4 protein-coding genes are annotated in these 23,931 nt (G+C 64.4%); 1 reads left to right on the forward strand and 3 read right to left on the reverse strand.

All coding sequences use genetic code 11. The annotated features are described in order from the left end of the window. The first annotated feature begins 549 nt into the window (after positions 1-549). Positions 550-19,782, forward strand: a complete 19,233-nt coding sequence (locus tag JFU57_RS20355) for an Ig-like domain-containing protein (protein ID WP_201130578.1) — start codon at positions 550-552, stop codon at positions 19,780-19,782. A 96-nt stretch (positions 19,783-19,878) separates the two neighbouring features. Here the strand turns inward: JFU57_RS20355 and JFU57_RS20360 are convergent, their stop codons facing one another. The 3 genes from JFU57_RS20360 to JFU57_RS20370 form a co-directional block, all read right to left on the reverse strand. After that, a complete protein-coding gene (locus JFU57_RS20360; protein ID WP_201130579.1) occupies positions 19,879-22,311 on the reverse strand; it encodes a TonB-dependent siderophore receptor in 2,433 nt (810 codons plus the stop codon). Positions 22,312-22,394: 83 nt separating this feature from the next. Beyond that, complete coding sequence (locus JFU57_RS20365) at positions 22,395-23,408, reverse strand: FecR domain-containing protein (RefSeq protein ID WP_201130580.1); 1,014 nt, start codon at positions 23,406-23,408, stop codon at positions 22,395-22,397. Then, on the reverse strand, positions 23,405-23,926 hold the full coding sequence (locus JFU57_RS20370; RefSeq protein WP_078471528.1) for a sigma-70 family RNA polymerase sigma factor: 522 nt from the start codon (positions 23,924-23,926) through the stop codon (positions 23,405-23,407). The genes JFU57_RS20365 and JFU57_RS20370 overlap by 4 nt, the downstream gene beginning before the upstream one ends. Between the last annotated feature and the right edge of the window lie 5 nt (positions 23,927-23,931).

Raw genomic sequence — 23,931 nt, forward strand, 5'->3', positions numbered from 1 at the left:
TGGTCAATAACTAAACATGCACTTCGGGTACCGGTTAATAAGGAAAGTGATCGATTTTTTACGGCGCGGAATAGATAACTTTCAATAGGTTGTCCGGATGTTTACGGTATTTGTATCCTGGAGAAGCGGCATGTTCAGCGTGGTTCGTAAGTGATCGGTGGGTTTATGTGCCGGACCGAGGCTAGCACCTCGTTTGAGCGTGCATGGGGTTGTGTGTCAATTGTTGACAATTGATCCGGTGGAGTTATGCCGGTCGGATTGATTTTATTAACTATTTGAATTTTATTGATTTATTTTTTGTTGTTGGTGTTTTTAAGAGGGTTGTTCTGCTGGGTTATATCTATTTGAATGGGTTATTGTTCGATAACTTTAGTTTATGGTCGATTCGTATAAAAAGACGGGTGTTGTTGGAGTTGTCGAACTTTCATGATGTTTTCCTGTTTGTGAACAATTGTCATGTACGCCGTGATAGTGCAGCCGCCGTTGCTACGTTTACCTCAACTTCAAGTGCTGTTAAGCCCTTATTGCAACGAGGTGGATCCAGTGGACATGTCAATTTCCATTATCGATAAAGCCACTCAAAAACAGCTGTCGGTGGTCGGGCAGGAAGTGTCGTTGCACGGGCCGTCGGTTATCCGCCTGACAGGCAAACGCAGTGAGCTGCACCAGGTGGTGCGTGAAGGCGACAGCCTGAACTTGACCCTGGCATCCGGAGCGGTGATCAAGGTTCACGGGTTTTTCCCAGCCCAGGGGCCTCAGCAAAACCAACTGGTGCTGCAGGACGGCAAACAGTTGTTGCAGATGGAGTCGGTCGACGATGGCCTGGTGAGCGCGCGGTTTGTGCCCATCGACTCGATTGATCCGTTGCTGGTCTACGCCCATTTCGATCTGTCGACCCTGGCCTGGATCGTCGGTGGGCTGGCATTGGCCGGGGCCGGGGCCGCCGCACTCGCGGGGCGTAATGCCAGCAGCAACAAACACCCGGCAGCGCAGGGCCCGGAGCCCCTTGCGGCGCCTGTGTTCAGTGTGGAAGGCAATGCCGACGGCGGGTTGACCGTGGCTGGTACGGCGCCCGCCGGCAGCACAGTACGGGTGACCTACCCGGATGGCAGTTCCAGTAGCGTGCTGGTGGGCAGCGATGGCCACTTCAGCGTTACCTCCGGGCCCAATCAGCCGTCGGGCCCGGTCAGTGCGCAGAGCACGGACAGCAGTGGCCAGAGCAGCACTTCGGCCACCACCGGTTATGTCGATACCTCGGCGCCGCAACCACCCACTCAAACCGTCAGCGCCAACCCCGATGGCACGTTGACGGTCACGGGCACGGCAGAACCTGGCAGTACGGTGAAAGTGACCTACGCCGACGGCAGCTCAAGCACCGTGGTCGCCGATGCCACGGGGCACTACAGCACCAGTTCCAGCACGGTCCAAAGCAGCGGCAACGTGAGCGTCACCGCGACCGATGTGTCGGGCAACACCAGCACCGCGACCACCAGCGTCTTCACTGACACGGTCGCTCCGCAACCTGCGACTGAAACCGTGACGGCCAACCCTAATGGCACACTGACGGTAACCGGCCATGCGGAACCGGGCAGCACAGTGGTGGTGACCTACCCCGATGGCAGCTCAAGCACCGTGGTTGCCGATGCCTCGGGGCATTACAGCGCCAGCTCCAGCACGGTACAAGGCGATGGCAGCGTCACCACCACCAGTACCGATGCGGCAGGTAATACCAGCACCGCGACCACCGGCACCTATACCGACACCAGCGCCCCGCAATCTCCGACTCAAACCTTCACGGCCAACCCCGATGGCACGCTGACGGTCACGGGCACGGCAGAACCGGGCAGCGCGGTGACGGTGACCTACGCCGATGGCAGCTCAAGCAGCGTGGTCGCCGATGCGGCGGGGCACTACAGCACCAGTTCCAGCACGGTCCAAGGCAGTGGCAGCGTGAGCGTCACCGCGACTGATGCGGCGGGCAATAGCAGCACGGCGACTACCAGCACCTATGTCGACACCACGGCGCCGCAAGCGCCCAGCCAGACCCTCACCACCCATCCTGATGGCACGCTGACGGTTTCCGGCAGCGCCGAGCCGGGCAGTACGGTGACGGTGACCTATGCCGATGGCAGTTCCAGCACCGTGGTCGCCGACGCCACCGGGCACTACAGCACCGGCTCCAGTACCGTGCAGACCAGCGGCACGGTGAGTGTCACCGCGACCGATGCCGCAGGTAATACCAGCGCAGCGGATGCCAGCACCTATGCCGATACCACCGCGCCACAAGCACCGATTGAAAGCGTTTCCAGCAACCCGGACGGCACGCTGACGGTCAGTGGTACCGGGGAACCTGACAGCACGATAAACGTCACCTACCCCGATGGCACCTCGGGCACGGCACTGGTCGATGCCTCGGGGCACTACAGCACCACCTCGAGCACCCCGCAAAGCAGCGGCAATGTGTCGGTCAGTGCCACCGATGTGGCGGGCAATACCAGCGCAACGGACGTCAGCACCTATACCGATACCAACGCACCGCAAGTTCCGACTCAAACCATCGCTGCCAACCCCGACGGCACGCTGGCGGTGACCGGCACTGCGGAGCCGGGCAGCACGGTGACGGTGACCTACGCCGATGGCAGCTCAAGCACCGTGGTTGCCGATACGTCCGGGCACTACAGCACCGGCTCCAGCACGGTACAGGGCAGCGGTAGCGTGAGCGTTACCGCGACGGATGCGGCCGGCAATGCCAGTGGGCCAAGCACCAGCGTCTATACCGATACCAGCGCCCCGCAATCTCCGGCTGAAACCGTCACGGCCAACCCCGACGGCACACTGACGGTAAGCGGCACGGCGGAACCGGGCAGCACGGTGACGATCACCTATGCCGACGGCAGTACAAGCACCGTGGTTGCCGATGCCTCGGGGCACTACAGCACCGGTTCCAGCACGGCGCAGAGCAGCGGCAGCGTCAGCGCCACAGCAACGGATGTGGCGGGCAATACCAGCGCCGCGACCACCAGCGTCTATACCGACACCACGGCCCCGCAATCTCCAACTCAAACCATCACGGCCAATCCCGACGGCACGCTGGCGATCACCGGCACTGCGGAGCCGGGCAGCAGGGTGACGGTGACCTACGCCGATGGCAGCTCAAGCAGCGTGGTCGCCGATACGTCCGGGCATTACAGCACCAGCTCTAGCACGGTACAGAGCAGCGGTGGCGTGAGCGTTATCGCGACAGATGCGGCGGGCAATGCCAGTGCGCCGAGCACCGGCGTCTATACCGATACCAACGCTCCACAAATGCCTAGCCAGACCATCACCGCCCAGCCTGACGGCACGCTGACGGTTTCCGGCAGCGCCGAGCCGGGCAGTACGGTGATGGTGACCTATGCCGATGGCAGTTCAAGCACCGTGGTTGTCGATGCCAGCGGGCATTACAGCACCGGCTCCAGTACCGTGCAGACCAGTGGCGCGGTGAGCGTCACCGCAACCGATGCCGCCGGTAATACCAGCGCGGCAGCGGTCAGTACCTATACCGACACCACTGCGCCACAGGCACCGAGCGAGGGCGTCTCCAGCAACCCGGACGGCACGCTGACAGTCAGCGGTACGGCGGAAGCTGGCAGCACGGTCAGCGTCACCTACCCTGATGGCACTTCGGGTACAGCGCTGGTCGATGCCACCGGGCACTACAGCGCCACCTCGACCACGGCGCAAAGCAGCGGCAATGTGTCGGTCAGCGCCACCGATGTGGCGGGCAATACCAGCCCGCCGACCACCAGCGCCTATACCGATACCACGGCGCCGCAAGCGCCCAGCCAGACCCTCACCACCCATCCTGATGGCACGCTGACGGTGGCCGGCAGTGGCGAACCGGGCAGCACGATAAACGTTACTTACCCCGATGGCACCTCGGGCACGGCGCTGGTCGATGCCTCGGGGCACTACAGCACCAGCTCCAGTACCGTGCAGACCAGCGGCACGGTAAGCGTCACCGCGACCGATGCCGCGGGTAATACCAGTGCCGCGAACGCCAGTAGCTATATCGATACCACCGCGCCACTAGCACCGGGCGAAAGTATCTCCAGCAACCCGGACGGCACGCTGACAGTCAGCGGTACGGCGGAACCCGGCAGTACGGTCAGCGTCACTTACCCTGATGGCACCTCGGGCACGGCTCTGGTCGATGCCACGGGCCACTACAGCACCACCTCGGGCACGCCGCAAACCAGCGGCAGTGTGGCGGTCAGTGCCACCGATGCCGCAGGCAATACCAGCGCCTCCACCACCTCCGGCTACATCGACACTGCGCCACCCCTGGCGCCGAGCCAGAGTGTCAGCGCCAATCCTGACGGCACCTTGAGCGTTTCCGGCACGGCGGAGGCGGGCAGTTCGGTGACCATCACTTACCCCGACGGCAGCACCAGCACCGCGCTGGTCGACGGGACCGGGCATTACACCACCACCTCGGGCACACCGCAGATCAGCGGCAGCCTGAGCGCCATCGCCACCGATGCCGCCGGCAATAGCAGCGCGTCCACCAGCGCACCCTATGTCGACACCTTGCTGCCGACGGCGACCGCCGCCATCAGTGCCGTGACTTCGGACACCGGCAGCAGCACCAGCGATTACCTGACCAGCGACTCCAGCCTGGTGGTCAGCGCGACCCTGACCGGAACACTCAACCCCGGCCTGGGCGACAAGGTGCAGATCTCGCTGGACGGCGGCGCCACCTGGCACGACGCGGCGCTGGTCAGCGGCAGTACCTTTGCCTTCGACAATACCGCCAGCGCCCTGGCCGACGGCAGCTACCTGTTCGAAGCCCGGGTCATCAACGCGGCAGGCAACCCCAGCCCGGCCGGCACCCAGGCCGTGGTGATCGACACCTCGACCCCCAGCGCCAGTGAAACCATCAGCCTCGACGCCATCACCACCGACAGCGGCGCCAGCAGCAGCGACTTCATTACCAGCGACAACACCTTGGTGCTCAACGGCACCCTGGGCACTGCCCTGGCAGCGGGCGAGGGCGTGCGTATCAGCCTGGACGGCGGCGCTACCTGGCATGACGCGGCGGTCAGCGGCACCGCCTGGAGCTACGACAACACCAGCAACACCCTGGCCGATGGCATTTATGCGGTGCAGGTGCAGGTGATCGATACCGCCGGCAATATTGGCCAGAGTGCGAGCCAAAATGTGCAGATCGACAGCACGCCTCCGGTCGCCAGTGAAACCATCAGCATCGATGCCATCACCACCGACACCGGCGCCAGCAGCAGCGACTTCATCACCGGTGATAACACCCTGGTGCTCAGTGGCAGCCTCGGTACGGCCCTGGCGGCGGGCGAGGGGGTTTACCTCAGCCTGGATAACGGCGTGACCTGGCACGCGGCCGCTGTCAGTGGCACCCAGTGGAGTTATGACAACAGCGCCATTGCGGTTCCCGATGGCACCTACCACCTGCTGGTGCAGGTGGTCGACAGTGCCGGCAACCTTGGCCAAAGCGCCAGCCAGACGGTGGTGGTCGATACCCAGGCGCCAGCGGCCAGCGAGACGGTGAGTATCGCCGGGATTTTCCTCGACACCGGGATCAGCGCCAGCGATTTCATTACCAGCGACCACGGTCTGTTTTACTTCGGCAATCTCGCCACGGCGCTGCCCAGTGGCGAGGGTGTGCAACTGAGCGTCGATGGTGGCGTCACCTGGAACGACGCGACGCTCTCCGGCGCCAGTTGGAGCTATGACGGTATCGGCCAGCCGCTGCCTGACGGCACCTATACCATTGAGCTGCGGGTGATCGACAGCGCCGGCAATATCGGCCAGACCGCCAGCCAGCCCCTGGTGATCGACAGCAGCGCCCCGGCGGCCAGTGAAACCATCGCCATCGCATCGATTACCAGCGATACCGGGAGCAGTAGCAGCGACTTCATCACCGGCGACAACACCTTGATATTCAGCGGCACCCTGGGCACGGCCCTGGCGGTGGATGAAGGCGTGCGCATCAGCCTGGATGGCGGAACCTCCTGGCAAGTCGCGACGGTCAGCGGCACGAACTGGAGCTACGACAACAGCGCCAGCACCCTGGCCGATGGCACTTACACCGTGCAGGTTCAGGTGGTTGATACGGCAGGCAATATCGGTCAAAGCGCGAGCCAGGCGCTGGTGATCGACACCACGCCACCGGCGTCCAGCGAGACGGTCACCATTATCTCGATCGTCACGGACACCGGTGCCAGTGCCTCCGACTTCATCACCAGCGACAGCAGCCTGGTGTTCAACGGTGGCCTGGGCGCGGCCCTGAGTCCGGATGAGTCGGTGCGCATCAGCCTGGACGGCGGCGTCACCTGGCACGCGGCGGCCGTCAGTGGCACCGCCTGGAGTTTTGATAACAGCGCCAATACCCTGGCCGACGGCACCTACAACGTGCAGGTGCAGGTCATCGATAGCGCCGGCAATATCGGCCAGCGCGCCAGCCAGAATGTGCTGATCGACAGCACGCCACCGGCGGCCGGTGAGACCATCACCATCGCCTCGATCAGCAGCGACAGCGGCAGCAGTAGCAGCGACTTCATCACCAACGACAGCACCCTGTTGTTCAACGGCAACCTCGGCAGCAGCCTGGCGGCGGGCGAGGGCGTGCGCCTGAGCCTGGACGGCGGCAGCACCTGGCATGACGCAACGGTCAGCGGCAACTCCTGGAGCTACGACAATACGGCGAACAACCTGGCCGATGGCACGTACAGCGTGCAGGTCCAAGTGATCGATACCGCCGGCAATATCGGCCAGACCGCCAGCCAGAGCCTGGTGGTCGATACCCGCGCGCCGCTGGCCAGTGAAACCATCACCCTGGCCTCGATCACCACCGACAGCGGCATCAGCAATAGCGACTTCATCACCAGCGACAATAGCCTGGTGTTCAACGGCAACCTGGGCACGGCGCTGGCGGTGGGCGAGGGCGTGCGCATCAGCCTGGACGGTGGCGCCACGTGGCAGAGCGCCAGTGTCAGCGGCACCCAGTGGAGTTTTGACAACAGTGCCAATGCCCTGGCCGATGGCACCTACAGTGTGCAGGTGCAGGTGATCGACAGCGCCGGCAACCTCGGGCAGAGCGCCAGCCAGAGCGTGGTCATCGACAGCACCGCGCCGCTGGCGGGAGAGACCCTGAGCATCGATTCGATCGCGCGCGATACCGGCGCCAGCGCCAGCGACTTCATCACCAGCGATCACACCCTGCTGTATCGCGGCAGCCTGGGCCTGACACTGCCCAACGGCGAGGGCGTGCAACTGAGTACCGATGGCGGCGCCACCTGGCATGACGCCCAGGTCTCCGGCACCAGCTGGAGTTACGACGGCACCGGGCAATCGTTGCCCGATGGCAATTACACGGTGCAGGTACGGGTGATCGACCTGGCGGGCAATATCGGTCAGAGCGCCAGCCAGGCCCTGGTGATCGACAGCAGCGCGCCCAGCGCCAGCGAAACCGTGCTCATCACCGCGATCAACAGCGACACCGGCGCCAGTGCCACAGACTTCAATACCAGTGATCCAACCCTGGTGTTCAACGGCAGCCTCGGCGCGCCGCTGGCCAGCAACGAATCGGTGCAGATCAGCCTCGATAACGGCGTGACCTGGGTCACCGCCAACACCAGCGGCAGCACCTGGAGTTATGACAACAGCGCCAACACCCTGGCCGATGGCACTTACGCAGTGCAGGTTCAGGTGATCGACACGGCCGGCAATATCGGCCAAATCACCAGCCAGACCCTGGTGGTCGACACCACGCCGCCAGCGGCCAGTGAAAGCATTTCGATCCTGGCGATTACTCGCGACAGCGGCGACAACGGCAATGACTTCATCACCAATGACCACCTGCTGCTGTTCAACGGCAGCCTGGGGGCGCCACTGACGGCGGGAGAGGGGGTACGGATCAGCCTGGACGGTGGCGTCAGTTGGAGCAGCGCCACCGTCAGTGGCACCAACTGGAGCTATGACAACACCGCGCAGAACCTGGCCGATGGCAGCTACAGCATTCAGGTGCAGGTGATCGACAGCGCCGGCAATATCGGCCAGAGCGCCAGCCAGTTGGTGCAGATCGACAGCCTGGCGCCGACCGCCACGGCCAGCATCACGGCCATCAGCGGCGACACCGGGAGCAGTGCCAGCGATTTCATCACCGCCGACAACACCCTGGTGATCAACGCCCACCTCAACGGTACCCTGGCCAGCAACGAACAGGTGCAGATCAGCCTGGACGGCGGCAGCACCTGGCAGACGGCGAGCCTGGTGAGCGGCAGCACTTATGCCCTGGACAACAGCAGCCAGGTCCTGTCTGACGGTACCTATCAGTTTGCCGCACGGGTCACCGACCTCGCCGGCAACACCAGCCCGCTGGCCAGCCAGACCGTGGTGATCGACACGGGCGCGCCATTGACTGGCAACAGCGTCAGCATCAGCAGTTACACCGACGACGTAGCGCCCCAGGTCGGCAACTTCGGCGATGGCAGCAGCACCAACGACACCACGCCGCTGCTCAACGGCACGGTCAGCGGACTGAACAGCGGCGACAGCGTGCAGATCTATCAAGGCGCCACGCTGCTGGGCAATGCCACGGTCACCGGTGGCGTCTGGACCTATGGCCTGCCGACCCTGGCCCAGGGCAGCTACAGCTTGCACGCGGCCATCAGCGATGCGGCGGGCAACCTCGGCACCCAATCGTCGAGCTTCAGCCTGACGGTGGACACCAGCGCGCCGACCCAGGGGCTGGTGATCGGCAGCATCAGCAGCGACACCGGGGCCAGTGCCAGCGACTTCATCACCGACGACAACACGCTGCTGATCAGCGGCACCCTGAGTGCCCCGCTGGGCGTTGGCGAGACCGTGCAACTGGCGCTCAATGGCGGGCTCAACCCGGCCACCGCCACTGTGGTCGGCACCACCTGGAGCCTGGACCTGACCGGCACGGCCCTGGCCGACGGCACCTACCATGCCCAGGCCTGGGTCCTGGATGCCGCCGGCAACAAAGGCCCGGTCAGCAGCCAGGATGTGCTGATCGACACCAGCGTGCCGACGGCCAGTATCAGCATCGACACCGTCAGTCAGGACACGGGCCTCAGCGCCAGTGACTTCATCACCAATGACCCGACCCTGGTGCTCGGCGGCACTCTGGGCTCGGCGCTGGGCAGCGGCGAGTCGGTACAGATCAGCCTCGACGGCGGCAGCACCTGGCTGGCGGCCAGCAGCAGCGGCACCCAGTGGAGCTACGACAACACCGGCAATGTCCTGGCCGATGGCAACCACGCCTTGCAGGCGCGGGTGATAGACCTGGCCGGCAATGTCGGCAGCCTGGCCAGCCAGACCCTGGTGGTCGATACCACGCCGCCCACCAGCGGCAACAGCCTGGCCATTGTCAGTTACACCGACAATGTTGCGCCCCAGGTCGGCAGCTTCGGCGACGGCACCTTTACCAACGACAGCACGCCGTTGCTCAACGGTACGGTCAGCGGCTTGAACAGCGGCGACAGCGTGCAGGTCTACCAAGGCAGCACCCTGCTCGGCACCGCCAGCATCAGCGCTGGCACCTGGACCTACCAACTGAGCGGCCTGACCGAAGGCAGCACGACCTATCACGCGGTGATCGTCGACAGCGCCGGCAACCTCGGTACGGCTTCTGGCAACTTCAGTCTGACCCTGGACACCACGGCGCCAAGCGCCAGTGAAACCCTGGCAATTACCGCCATCAGCGGCGACACCGGCAGCAGTGGCAGCGACTTTGTCACCAGCGACAACACCTTGCTGATCAGCGGCAGCCTGGGCACCCCCCTGGCCAGCGGCGAGGGCGTGCAACTGAGCCTGGATGGCGGCAGCACCTGGTTCAACGCCAGCGTCAGCGGCAGCAGCTGGAGCTACGACAACAGTGCCAGCACCCTGGCCGATGGCAGCTACACCCTGCAGGCCCGGGTGGTGGATGCCGCCGGAAACGTCGGCCAGGTTGCCAACCACAACCTGGTGGTCGACACCACCGCGCCGACCGCGCTGGTCAGTATCGATTCGATCTCCCAGGACAGCGGGATCAGCGGCAACGACTTCCAGACCAACGACAGCACGCTGATGTTCTTCGGCACCCTCAGCACCAACCTGCCCACCGGTGAGAGCGTGCAGATCAGCCTCGACGGCGGCAGCACCTGGCACGCTACCGAGGTCAATGGCGCGGGCTGGACCTACGACAACACCGCCAATGTGTTGCCTGACGACACCTACACCGTATTTGTCCGGGTCATCGACGCCGCCGGCAACGTCGGCAGCCTGGCGGCCCAGACCGTGGTCATCGACAGCAGCGCGGCCAGCGGCAACCTGATCGAAATCCTTACCATCAGCAATGACAGTGGCTTGAGCAATCAGGACTTCGTGACCAACGACCCGACGCTGATCATTTCCGGCGACCTGGGTTCGCCCCTGGCGGCCAACCAGCATGTAGAGGTCAGCCTGGACGGCGGAACCAGTTGGCACACCGGCACCAGCCTCGGCACCAGTTGGAGCTACGACAACACGGCCCAGACCCTGGCCGATGGCAGCTATGCCATGCAAGCCCGGATCATCGACGATTTTGGCAACGTCGAGCAGACCACCAGCGACACCCTGCGTATCGACACCACGGCCCCGGCGGCCAGCGAAACCCTCGCCATCACCTCCGTCAGCAGCGACACCGGCAGCAGCGCCAGCGACTTCATTACCAGCGATCACACCCTGGTCTTCAGTGGCACCCTGGGCACGGCATTGGCTGCGGGCGAGGGCGTGCAATTGAGCCTCGACGGCGGGGGGACCTGGGTCAGTACCAGTGTCAGCGGCACAGGCTGGAGTTATGACAACAGCGGCAATGCCATGGCCGATGGCAGCTACACCTTGCTCGCCCGGGTGGTGGACACCGCCGGCAATATCGGCCAGGAGGCCAGTCAGAACCTGCTGATCGACAGCAGCGCGCCCAGCGCCACCAGCAGCATCAGTGCCATCAGCCACGACAGCGGCAGCAGCGCCACGGACTTCATCACCAACGACAGCACCCTGCTAGTCGATGCCACATTGAGCGGCACCCTGGGGGTTGGAGAATCGCTGCAGATTTCCATCGATGGCGGCGCGACCTGGCACAACAGTGGCCTGCTCAGCGGCAGTACCTATGAGTACGATGCCACGGGCACCAGCCTGACGGATGGCAGCTACAGCTTCCAGACCCGCGTCGTCGACGCGGCTGGCAACATCGGTGCGATCAGCAGCCAGAATGTAGTGATCGACACCACGGCCCCCAGCGCCACCGCCAGCATCAGTGCAATCACCAGCGACACGGGCTCCAGCTCCAGCGACTACCTCACCAGCGACCACACGTTGCTGATCAACGCCAACCTCTCCGGGACCCTGGGCAGCGGCGATCAGTTGCAGATCTCCACCGACAACGGCAGCACCTGGCACACCGCGAGCCTGCTCAGCGGCAACACCTATCGCTACGACAACAGCGGCGTCAGCCTGGCCGATGGCAGCTACAGCTTCCAGGCGCGGGTGGTGGACGCTGCCGGTAATCCCGGAACCTCCAGCAGCCAGGCGGTGGTTATCGACAGCACGGCCCCGGTCGAGAGCATCACCCTGAATAGCCTCAGCCCTGATACCGGCGTCAGCGGCAGCGACTTCATTACCTCGGCCAACCGCCTGAACTTTGGCGGCACCCTGGGCAGTGCCCTGGCCAGCGGCGAGGGCGTGCAACTGAGCCTGGATGGCGGCAGCACCTGGGTCGGCGCCACGGTCAGCGGCAGCACCTGGAGTTACGACAACAGCGCCAGCGTCCTGGCCGACGGCAGCTACACGGTGCAGGCGCGCATCATCGACAGCGCCGGCAATAGCAGCGTGCCGGTCAGCCACGGGCTGCAAATCGACACCAGTGCGCCCAGTGCCACGGCCACGGTGACCGCGATCAGCAACGACAGCGGCTCCAGCGCCAGCGACTTCATCACCAACGACAATACCCTGCTGGTCAACGCCACCCTCAATGGCAGCCTGGGCAGTGGCGAGTCGCTGCAGATCTCTCTGGACAACGGCAGCACCTGGCACACCGCGAGCCTGGTCAGTGGCAGCACCTACCAGTACGACAACAGCGCCAGTGTCCTGGTCGATGGCAGCTACAGCTTCCAGGCCCGAGTGCTGGACACGGCGGGTAATCCCGGCCTGAGCAACGCCCAGGTGGTGGTGATCGACACCAGCGCGCCCACCAGCGGCAACAGTGTTGCCATCAGCAATTACACCGATAACGTGCTGCAACAAATCGGCAACTTCGGCAGCGGCAGCAGCACCAACGACACCACGCCGCAGCTCAACGGTGTGGTCAGCGGGCTGCAGGCCGGCGACCTGGTGCAGATCTACCAGGGCGCCACCTTGCTCGGCAACGCCAGCGTCAGCGGCAGCACCTGGTCCTATCAGCTCGGCACCCTGGCCGAAGGCGCCTACAGCTACACCGCCGCGATTACCGACAGCGCCGGCAACAAGGGCACCACCTCGGGCAGCTTCGCCCTGGTGGTGGACACCACTGCGCCGACGGCCAGTGAAACCATCAGCATCGTCGCAGTCAGCAGCGACACCGGCACCAGCGGCGACTTCATTACCAGCGACAACACCCTGGTGCTCAGCGGCACCCTGGGCAGCACCCTGGCCAGCGGCGATATTGCCCAGGTCAGCCTGGACGGCGGCAGCACCTGGCTCAACACCACGGTCAGCGGCAGCACCTGGAGTTACGACAACAGCGCCAGCGTGCTGGCCGATGGGGTCTACAACCTCAAGGCACGGGTGGTGGACGGCGCCGGCAACCAGGGCGCCACTGCCAATCAGGTGCTGGTGGTGGACACCACTGCGCCAACCGAAACCATCGCCATCGTCAGCATCAACCAGGACACCGGCACCAGCAGCAGCGACTTCAACACCAGCGACACCACCCTGGTGTTCAGCGGTACCCTGGGCGCGGCCCTGGGCAGTGGCGAAAGCGTGCGCATCAGCCTGGATGGCGGCAGCACCTGGCGCACTGCACTGGTCAGCGGCAACACCTGGAGTTACGACAACAGCGCCAGCAGCCTGGCCAGCGGCAGCTACAGCGTGATTGCCCAGGTCATAGACAGCGCCGGCAACCTGGGCAACAGCGCCAGCCAGACGATCATCGTCGACACGGTGGCGCCCACTGCCAGCACCAGCATCGTGTCGATCACCAACGACACCGGCGCCAGTGCCAGCGACTTCATCACCCGCGACAACACCCTGGTGTTCCAGGGCACCCTCAGCGCGCCCCTGGCGGCGGGCGAGGGCGTGCAGTTCAGTATCGATGGCGGCAGCACCTACCTGGTGGCCAGTGTTTCCGGCATCACCTGGAGCTACGACTACACCGGCAGCGCGTTGCCCGATGGCAACTACAACATCAAGGTGCGGGTGTTCGATACCGCCGGCAACATTGGCCTGACCGCCAACCAGACCCTGGTCATCGACACCAGCGCGCCGGCCCAGAGCATTCTCATTACCTCGGTCAGCCCGGACAGCGGCACCAGCAGCAGCGACTTTGTCACCGCCAGCCACAGCCTGGTGTTCAGCGGCAGCCTGGGCGCGGTCCTGGGGGCCAATGAAAGCGTGCAGATCAGCCTCGACGGCGGCAGCACCTGGCAGGCCGCCAGTACCACTGGCACCAACTGGACCTTCAACAACAGTGCCAACAGCATGGCCGACGGCACTTACAGCGTGCAGGCTCGGGTGATCGACGCTGCGGGCAATATCGGCAACCTGGCGACCCAAAGCCTGGTGATCGACAGTGTCGCGCCAACCGCCACCGCGACCATCAGCGCCATCAGCCAGGATGCCGGCACCAGTGCCAGCGACTTCATCACCAATGACCAGACCTTGCTGGTCAACGCCACGCTCAGCGGCACCCTGGGCAGTGGCGAGGCGCTGCAGATCTCGCTCAACGGCGGCAGCACCTGGCAGAACGCAACCCTGGTCAGCGGCACGACCTACCAGTTGGACAACACCGGCAATACCCTGGCGGCCGGCAGCTACACCTTTGAGGCGCGGGTGGTCGACAGCGCGGGCAACGCCAGCAGCGCCGGAACCCAGGCGGTGCTGATTTCCACCACCGGCCCGGCCGTCACCGCCCTGGCCGTGTCCAGTGTCAGTACTGACACCAACTCGGCGCTGGCCGCAGGCACCGCCAGCACCACCAACAGCGGCACCAACAGTGACCTGGTGACCCGCGACACCTCGCTTACCGTATCCGGTACCTACAGCGGCACGCTGCTGGCCAGCGACGTGTTGCAGATCAGCAGCGACGGCGGCAGCACCTGGAACAGCACCACGGTCAACACCGGCACCCATACCTGGAGCTACCTCGACCCCATCAGCCACGCCAGTTCCGTCACCTATCAACTGCGCAGTTTCAACCTGGCCGGCAACATCGGCAGCGTCACCGCCTCGCAACTGGTCACGGTGGATACCGTCGCGCCGGTGCAGAGCCTGCTGGCACCCGCATTGGGCAGTGCCTATGACAGCGGGGTGCCGGGTGACCATGTGACCACCAACACATCCATGACCTTTACCAGCGCGCAAAGCCACACCGGCAGTGCGGGCGACACGGTGCTGCTGGTCAACGACGTGAACAACGACGGGGTCTACTCCGAAGGCATCGACAGCCTGATCGGCAGCGCCACGGTGGCCGCCGATGGCAGCTGGAGCCTGAGTGCCAGCGGCCTGGCGACCGGCTCTTATCACCTGGCCCTGATGCAGGTGGACGCGGCCGGCAACCGTTCGCGCTTGAGCGCCACTACCGAGGTCGATGTGGTCAGCGCCAATGATCATGCGCCCCTGGCCAACACCGGTTGGGGCGGTGCTAATACCGCGGGTGACACTGAAAATAAGGGCACCGCCTATACCCTGGGTACCAATGGCCTGTGGGAGTTCTACAGCAACCTGTCGGTGTACAACTCCACGGGGCTGACCAGCTACAGCGCCACCTCCCTGGCCAGCGGTACCACCGCCACCTCGGTCAACAACGTGACCTTTGTTGACTACAACCGCGACGGCTTCATGGATGTGCTGGGCGTCGACTTCAATTACACCGACGGTCAGCAGTCCTGGACCTACAACGGCAGCAGCTACACCGCGTTCCAGATCAGTGGCGCCAGCGGCGGCGTCTATGACGGGCACGGTACGGTGGTGGCCTATGACAAGACCGGCGACGGGTACATCGACCTGGCCTATGGCGATTCCTCCCTTCCGGGGGATGCCAATGCGTCCGGCGGCATCGACTCGCAACTGCTGGTCAACAACGCCGGGGTGCTGATCAAGGACAGCAACTTTGTGCAGACCCCAGCCACTGGCGGCGCCTCTTCGACTACCGGCCAGCCGTATTCGCAACTGTCGGGGGTCGATATCAACAACAACGGCACGGTCGACCTGGTGTTCCACCAGAACAACCCGGCCTACGCCAGCAACAACACCCTGGTGGTGCTGAGCAACAGCGGCACCGGCAGCCTCAGCGTCACTGCGACCCTGGCCGGTGTGTTTGCCAGCCCGGTGGAGAACTCCCAGACCATTTCCATGACCTGGGCCGACTTCAATGGCGACGGCTACATGGACCTGTACCTCAACTCCGGCCTGATCGGCTCGGACGGCACCACGGCCACCGCCAACGAAAGCCGCCTGTACTTCAACAACCAGGCCGGCAGCCTGAGCGCCAGCCCCCTGGGCTTTGGCGACAACCTCAACGGTGGCGCCTCGCTGGCGGTGGACTGGAACCACGACGGCGCCATGGACGTGATCGAGTTGCCGAACATCGGTGCAGCCTCGTCGTCGATCAACCTCTACACCAACAACGGCAGCGGTACCGCCTTTGCCACCAGCATCCTGGCCACCGCCATTAGCAACGTCAGCGGTGCGGTCGCCGCCGACTACAACTGGGATGGCGCGGTGGACCTGCTCTACTTCAGCACCGGCAACACCAGCGCCCGCTGGATTCAGAACACCAACGTGGTGCAGTACGGCACCAGCCTGCATCTACGCCTCCTCGATGCCAACGGCCTGACCGCCTACTACGGCAACACCGTGCAGTTGTACGACTCCAGCGGCAAGCTGGTGGGTACGCAAATGATCAACCCGCAGTCGGGCAGCAACACCAATGACAGCTCGTCGATCGTCAACTTCTATGGCCTGAGCGCCAGCCAGACCTACACACTGGTACTGCTGCGCAACCTGGGCGGCGTATCGGCCGATGTCGGCGGGCTGGCAAGCGAAGGAGGGAACAGCATCGAGAGCGTCAACGCCAGCTGGACCGGGCTGGTCGCGGGCGCGGCCACCAGCGCCTATGTGCTGTCGGCCGAGACCGGCAGCAACAACGCCAACGGCAACTTCGTCGGCACCGGCTACAACGACACCTTTTTCGCCACCGCCGGCACCGATAGCTACAACGGTTCCGGCGGCTGGAGCAATGGGCGCTTTGGCACGCCGGTATGGAGCGCCACCGGTGGCGAGGACGTGGTCGACTTCATGCTGGCCGGCAGTACCGCAATCAACGTCAACCTCAATACCCTGACTGCCCAGGGCACCGGCTTCAACACCGCAACCTTCACCAGCATCGAGGGCCTTCGCGGCGGCTCAGGTAACGACACCTTCACCGCCAGCACCACGGCCCTGGTCAATAACCTGTTCGAGGGCCGTGGCGGCAACGACAGCTTCGTCCTCGGCAGCACCGGCGGCCATGCCACCCTGGTCTACAACCTGCTCAACAGCGGCAATGCCACCGGCGGCAATGGCAGCGACCTGGCCAGCGGTTTTGTGGTCGGCAATCTGGTCAGTAGCGCCACCGCCGATGTGATCGACCTCAGTGGCCTGCTGTCCGGCTACACCGGCACCGCCTATGTCTACAAGGACGCCATCAGCGGCAAGTTCGTGCTCGATGCGGCCTCCCAGGCACTGAACAATTACCTGAGCGTCAGCAATGATGGGAGCAACAGTTATGTGTCGGTCGACCTGACCGGCAGCGGCACCTTCGGCGCCTCCAATATCCTGCTGACCCTCAGCGGCGTGGTCACCGACCTTGCTACCTTGCTGGGCAACGACCAGTTGCTCCTGGCGTCCTCGAGTGCCGGTGCCTCGGTGGGGGTCAACACCCAGAGCATCCTCGACAGCACGCCGATCATCAGCGGCACCATCCCCTATGCGCTCGCCAGCGGCATGCACCTGGAGGTGATGCTCAACGGCGTCACCTACAGCTCGGCCACGGGGGCGGTGGTGGTCGACCCAACCAACAACACCTGGTACGTCCAGGTGCCCAACGCCAATGCCCTGACCAGCGGCACCTATGAGGTGGTCGCGGCGATATTCAACAGTGACGGCTCGGTGGCGGTCCAGGACCACAGCACCAATGAACTGACGGTATTGTCGCCGCCCACCGGCACCACCACGGTCACCGGCGAAACCTCGAACATCAGTGCCATGGGCATGGCCGTGGGCGACGTCAATAACGACGGCCTGTTCGACTACTTCAATGCCACCAGCATCTACACCCAGCTCGCTAGCAATGGCAGCAACATCAATAATTTCAGGGGCACCCTGCTGTACACCGAAGGTTCGGGCACCGGGCAACTGGGCAAGGTCAGCAGCGTGCAACTGCTGGATATCAACCGCAGCGGCAACCTGTCGGTGATGACCGAGCAAGCCAATACCTCCCAGGGCAACAACGACTTCATCAACAACGGCAACGGCGCCAGCTACACACTGCTCAACTACAGCTATGGCACCTTGATCTCTTGGGGCGGGCAGGTCGGTATCGATTTGAACAACGACGGCTACATCGACCTCGTCAGCGGCGACAAGTACACCGACAACTCCGGGGTCTACGAGCTCAACAACAAGAACGGCACCTTCACCAGCTATGACCTGGGGAGTACCAGCGACCCGCTGAGCGGGAGCACCAGCAACGGCAACATCAACGAGGACATAGGGGCGTTCGACCTTAACGGCGACGGCCGGGTCGATCTGCTGGGGCAATTCTGGGGCGGCTTCGGCGGTGCGGTGACCAACCTCACGGTGTTGCTGACCAGCAGCAATGGCCTGGTTTCGGCATTGGCCGCGAGCACGGCGGCGGGCACTCTGAAAACCATCACCAACGTGCTCTACCACGTGAACGCATCGGCCGGTAACACCTCCAGTTACCCGCCCGGCACCCAGAGCATGGACGTCGCCGATTTCAACGGTGACGGCAAACTCGACCTGTTCCTGGGGCAGACCAGTACCGCCGGTACCGCCAGCAGCGTGTACACCAGCGACGGCGCGGGCAACTTCACCTTGGCCACTACCTTGTCCAGCAGCACCCTGGCCGGCGGTGTCACCCTCAATACCGACTGGAATGGCGACGGCAAGCTCGATGTGTTCGAGTTCCAGGACAACCTGACCGACAGTACGACTCTGAAACTGCAGACCAGCTACGAGTACTGGCAGAACACCACGGCCAGCATTGGCGCCGCGCCGACCTTCAGCCGCACCCTGCTGAGCGTGAGCAGCGTGGCCACGGCGACCTCGATCACCGGTGCGGTGGCCGCGGATTTCAACTACGACGGCTCCCAGGACCTGCTGATCAACGCCAATGGCCAGGACGTACTGGTAGTCAACCCCAACGTGATCGCCGCCGGCACCAGCCTGCACCTGAAGATCGAAGACCCGGCGGGGCACAACACCTACGTCTCGCAGACCGTCAACCTCTACGACAGCAGCGGCACCCTGGTGGAGACGCGGATCCTCAATGGCCAGTACGGCTACGGCACCACCGATGACCGCGGCATCGTCGACTTCTATGGCCTGAACCCGGCCATGACCTACACCGCAGTACTGGTCAAGGCGGCGATTGTCGGCATCGACGGCGGCGAGGGCAGCGTCACCGGGGTCGCCGGGCTGGGTGGGGGTACAACGGTCAACAGTACCTGGACCGGCCTGACCCCTGGCGCGGCGACCCACGCCTATGTATTGACCGCCGACGCCAGCACCGACAGCACCACCGGCACCTTTGTCGGCAGCGGCTATGACGACACGTTCTTTGCCGGGCCCGGCACCAACACCTACAGCGGCTCGGGCGGTTGGGAAACCATCGCCGGCACCCCGGTCTGGAACAGTACGCTGGGCACCGACATCGTCGACTACAAGCTGGCCGGCAGCACTGCGCTGACCATCGACCTGAGCAACGCGGCCGCGCAGAACACCGGCTTCAACACCGCCACCTTCAAGAACATCGAAGGCCTGGCCGGGGGCTCGGGCAACGACACCTTCACCGACAGCGGCAGCGACAACACCTTCGAGGGCCGAGGTGGCAACGACACCTTCAACCTGACCCACGGCGGCCACGACACCCTGCTGTACAACGTGCTGGCCGGGGCTTCGGCGAACAACACCGGGGGCAATGGCAGCGATATCGTCAATGGCTTCAAGGTCGGCACCTGGGAGGGCACCGCCGGCACCCAACGCCTGGACGTGCATGCCTTACTGGTGGGCTACAGCGGCGATGGCAGCGCCAGCTACCAGGGCGGCGTCGCCACCCTGGGCGCCGGTGCCGGCAATATCGGCAACTACCTGCAAGTGACCCAGAGCGGGGCCAATACCGTGATCAGCATCGACCGCGATGGCAGCGCCAGCACCTACAGCAGCGCCACCCTGGCCACCTTGCAGAACGTGCACACGGACCTGGCCACCTTGCTCGCCAACCATCAACTGACCGTGGTCTGAGACCACGCCGGCATAAAAAACCCGCCGATCGCAGCTGCGAAAGGCGGGTTTTTTAATGACCGGTGGTGCGCTGGGCGCGCTGCCGATCGCTGCGGGTCAGAAGTTGTACTTGAAGCTGGTCATCAGGTTGCGCGGCGCGCCGTAGTTACCGTAGGAACCGGCGTTGCTGTAGTAGGTGCGGTCGAACAGGTTGTTGACGTTAAGGGAGGCACTGAGGTTGCGGCTGATGTCGTAGCGCGCCATCAGGTTGGTCACCGCGTAGCTGCCCTGGGTGAAGGTGTGCAGGTCGCCGCCGACCTTGCTCTGCCAGTTGACCCCGCCGCCCACGGTCAGCTTGTCCAGCGGGCCTTGCAGGCGATAGCTGGTGAAGGTCTTGAAGCTGTTGCGCGGCAGGCCGGTGACGATCCGCTGGTCGTCGGCGTCGGTGGTGACCGAGTAGGTGTAGCCGGCGGAGGCCTGCCAGCCTTCGGCCAGTTCGCCGTTGAACTCCAGTTCCACGCCCCTGGAGGTGGTGTCCTGCTCGGAACTGTAGACATTGTCGTGCTGCCAGATCGCCAGGTTGTCCTGCTGCAGTTTGTACAGCGCCAGGCTGGAGTTCAGGCGGCCGTCGAAGTGGCTGCCCTTGACGCCGATCTCATACCCCTTGCCCTGCATCGGCTCCAGTGGCTTGTTGTCCTCGCTGCGCACCCAGGACGCCTGGGGGTTGAAGATGCTGGTGTAGCTGGCGTACACCGACCAGGTGTCATCGAGGTCGTAGACCACCCCGGCGTAAGGGATGAACACGCCGTTTTCTTCGCGCTTGACCTTGGTTTCGTCGCCGCCGTATGGACGGTCGGAGGTGTCGCTGCTCCAATTGATCACCCGGCTGCCGAGGATCAGGCTCAGGTCATCGGTCAGGCGCAGGCGCGAGGTCAGGTAGGCGGCGTACTGGTTTTCATCGATCGACGACTTGCCGCTCACGCTCTGGCTGGGCTTGGGCGAATGGCCGTCCCAGTCGAACAGATTGTCGATGGGGCCGGCCGGTGAGCCGGCGTAGTCATAGCGCCAGCCGCCCCAGCTCGGGGTGCTTTCCTTGTACTGGGACAAGGTCACGCCGCCGATCAACTCGTGCTCGCGGCCGAACAGGCTGAAGGGGCCGGTGAGGTACAGGTCGAGGTTGTCCTGGCGCGGGGTGCCGGAGAAACGCACCGGCAGTTGGGTCAGGCCGCTGCCGTCCTTGTTGACCGAACCCATGGCGAAGTTGAACAGCTCGTCGAACTGGTTCTCGGCGTGGGTGAACTCCACCTTGCCGCTCCAGCCGTTGCCCAGTTGCTGTTCGATGGAGGCGAAGTAGCTGGTCTGCTGGTGGTCGTTGTAGGACCAGGTCGGCGAGGTGTTGGTCGAGCGACTGAAGTCGGTGCGTTCGCCACTGCTGAAGCGCGTCGGCAGGCCGGTGCGCAACGGCGAGTCGACATCGGTGCGCTGGTAGCTGAAGCCCAGGGTCAGCAGGGTGTCTTCGCTGAGGTCGAACTCGCTGATGCCGTACATCAGTTGTGTCTGCTGCTTGAAGCGGTCGACCCAGGCGCTTTCGGTCTTGTAGTCGGCCACCAGGCGCCCGCGCACATTGCCGCTGTCGGTCAGCGGACCGGAGACGTCGAGGCCGCCGCCGTAGCGATCCCAGGTCCCGGCCTGGCCACTGATGCTGGCCTGGGCCTCGCGGGTCGGGCGCTTGCGGATCAGGTTGATGGTCGCCGACGGGTTGCCCATGCCGCTGATCAGGCCGGTGGCGCCACGCACCACTTCGACCCGGTCGTACATGGCCATGCTCTGGGAGTAGTTGTCGAGGCGGGTGTTGGTCGGCACGCCGTCGATCTCGTAGTTCTGGATGGCGAAGCCGCGGGACCAGTAGCTGTCGGTTTCCGCCCCCAGGCCGTCGCGGGTGACGATGATCCCGGGGGTGGCTTCCAGGGTGTCGGTCAGGGTGCTGAGGTTCTGGTCGTCAAGGCGCTGGCGGGTCATGACCGTGATCGATTGCGGGGTTTCCCGGGGTGTCAGGTTCAGGCGCGTGGAGCTACTGGAAGAATAGGTGGTGTACTCGCCGGTGCCTTCGGTGGTCGACCCCGGCGCCTTGCCGGAAATCGATACCGCGCCCAGTTCCAGGCTGCTGTCGCCGGCTTTGCGCGCCTGCAACGAGTAGTTGCCCGTGGCGTCGCGAGTCGCTTGCAGGCCGGTGCCGGCGAGCAGCAGTGCCAGCCCCGAGTCGATGTCAAAACGCCCTTTGAGTCCGGCGCTCTGCTGGCCGTCGGTCAGGGTCGTCGGGTACGACAGCAGAATATGGGCGGTCTGGCCAAAGCGGGTCAGGGCACTCGCCAGGCTGCCGGCGGGAATGTCGAAATCCTGTTGCGCCTGTTCAGCGGCCTGGACCCAGGTCGGTGCCAGCAGCACCACGCTGGCGGTGGTCATGCAGGCCAGGCCCTGGGCGACCGCGCCCGCCAGGTTTTGCTTGAGTGAAACGTGCCAGCCCCGGCCCTTGCGTACGACGAGTTGCATGTGTGGATCCCCATGAATGTCAGTGTTCTGGGGGTTAAGTCTCGCGAGCGAGCAAATCGGACCACCCTTGAGCAAAATAAATGTCAGCCGGCCAGGGTGCGGGGCTTGAGGGTCACCCAATAGCGGGTGAAGGGGCGGACTTCCAGGTGCAGGGTCTCGGCCACCGCATTCAGGACACGGTCGGTATCGGCCAGGGGAAAGGTGCCCGAGACCGGTAGGTCGGCCAGACTCGAATCGCACCCCAGGTGGCCGGGGCGATAGCGCCCCAGTTCTTCGAGAAAGTCCGCCAGGCGTTGGCCCTGGGCCGCCAGCATGCCCTGGCTCCAGGCCGGCTGCGACGCGCCCTGGGGTTGCCGCGAGAGCAGGCCCTGGCGATCGAAGCGCAGCTGCTCGCCCGCGTTCAGGGTCAGGGCCGGCTGCCCCGGGTTGCGCGGTTGCACCTGCACGCTGCCCTCATAGACCCCGAGCAGGGTGACGCCGGCGGCCTGGCGCACATTGAAGCGAGCCGCCACGGTTTCGATGCGGCCCTCGGCGGTGTCCACGCTGAGGGGCGGCAGGCCGGACTGGCGGTCGAGGGTCACCAGTATTTCCCCACGCAGCAGACTGATGCGGCGCAGGTCCTGGTCGAAGCGCAGCTTGATGGCGCTGTCGGTGTTGAGCTGGACCCGGGTCTGGTCGACCAGGGTCAGGCGGCGTTGCTGGCCGACGCGGGTGCTGTAGTCGGCGCTCCAGTCCTGCACCAGCGCCAGGTCCCGGGCATTCCAGGCCCCGGCCCCGACGGCCAGCAGCACCCCCAATTGCTTGAGCGCAGTGCGGCGGCTGAGGGCGGGGCGCAGGTTCGGGCCCAGGGTGGCGCTGGCCAGGGCGCTGTGGCCTTGCTGGCGCACCTGGTCCATGCGCTGGGCAAAGGCTTCGGCCCGCAGCCAGGCTTTTTCGTGCAGCGGATGGGCCTGGCGCCAGTTGCGCCAGGCGGTCAGGGTGGCCTCGCTGATGGGCGGCTGCTGCAGGTCGAGCTGCCATTGCATCGCCTGTTCCGCGATGGTCGCGGTAATCGGCTGGGCCTCGGCGCCGGCGCGGGTGGGCAGCGGCGGGCTCAAACCAGGTCCAGGCTGTCGTCGAGCATGATGCACAGGGCTCCCGCCTTGACGATGTAGCGCTTCACCGTCGTCACGGAAACCTCCAGGCGCTCGGCAATTTCCCCAAGGCTCAGGCCATCGAGCTGGCACCAGAGGAACGCCTTGCGCACCGGCAGCTCCAGGCGTTCGAGCACGGCGTCCAGTTCTAACAGGGTTTCGAGGAGGATGGCCTGGGTTTCCAGGTCGGGGACCAACTGTTCCGGGACCGCCTGCAAGGCTTGCAGATAGGCACGTTCCAGTTTCTGCCGCCGGTAGTGATTGCTCAGCACGCTTTTCGCGACCTTGGTCAGAAAGCTGCGCGGGGCCTGGATCTCCACCGGCTCAGGCTTGTTCAACAAGCGCAGGAAGGTGTCCTGGGCCAGGTCCGCCGCGCTGTGGGAGCAGTTCAACCGCAGGCGTAGCCAGTTTTTCAACCATTGGTGCTGTTGCCGATACAGCTCGGTCACATCGCAGGCACTGACTTGGGCGCTTGAAGGCATGGCGG

This window comes from Pseudomonas sp. TH07 (genome assembly GCF_016651285.1).
Classification (GTDB): domain Bacteria; phylum Pseudomonadota; class Gammaproteobacteria; order Pseudomonadales; family Pseudomonadaceae; genus Aquipseudomonas.

What these genes read in the sequence shown, in the direction of transcription:
- JFU57_RS20355 (WP_201130578.1), top strand. Translation starts at nt 550, where the DNA reads ATGTCAATTTCCATTATCGATAAAGCCACTCAAAAACAGCTGTCGGTG.
- JFU57_RS20360 (WP_201130579.1), bottom strand. Translation starts at nt 22,311, where the DNA reads ATGCAACTCGTCGTACGCAAGGGCCGGGGCTGGCACGTTTCACTCAAG.
- JFU57_RS20370 (WP_078471528.1), bottom strand. Translation starts at nt 23,926, where the DNA reads ATGCCTTCAAGCGCCCAAGTCAGTGCCTGCGATGTGACCGAGCTGTAT.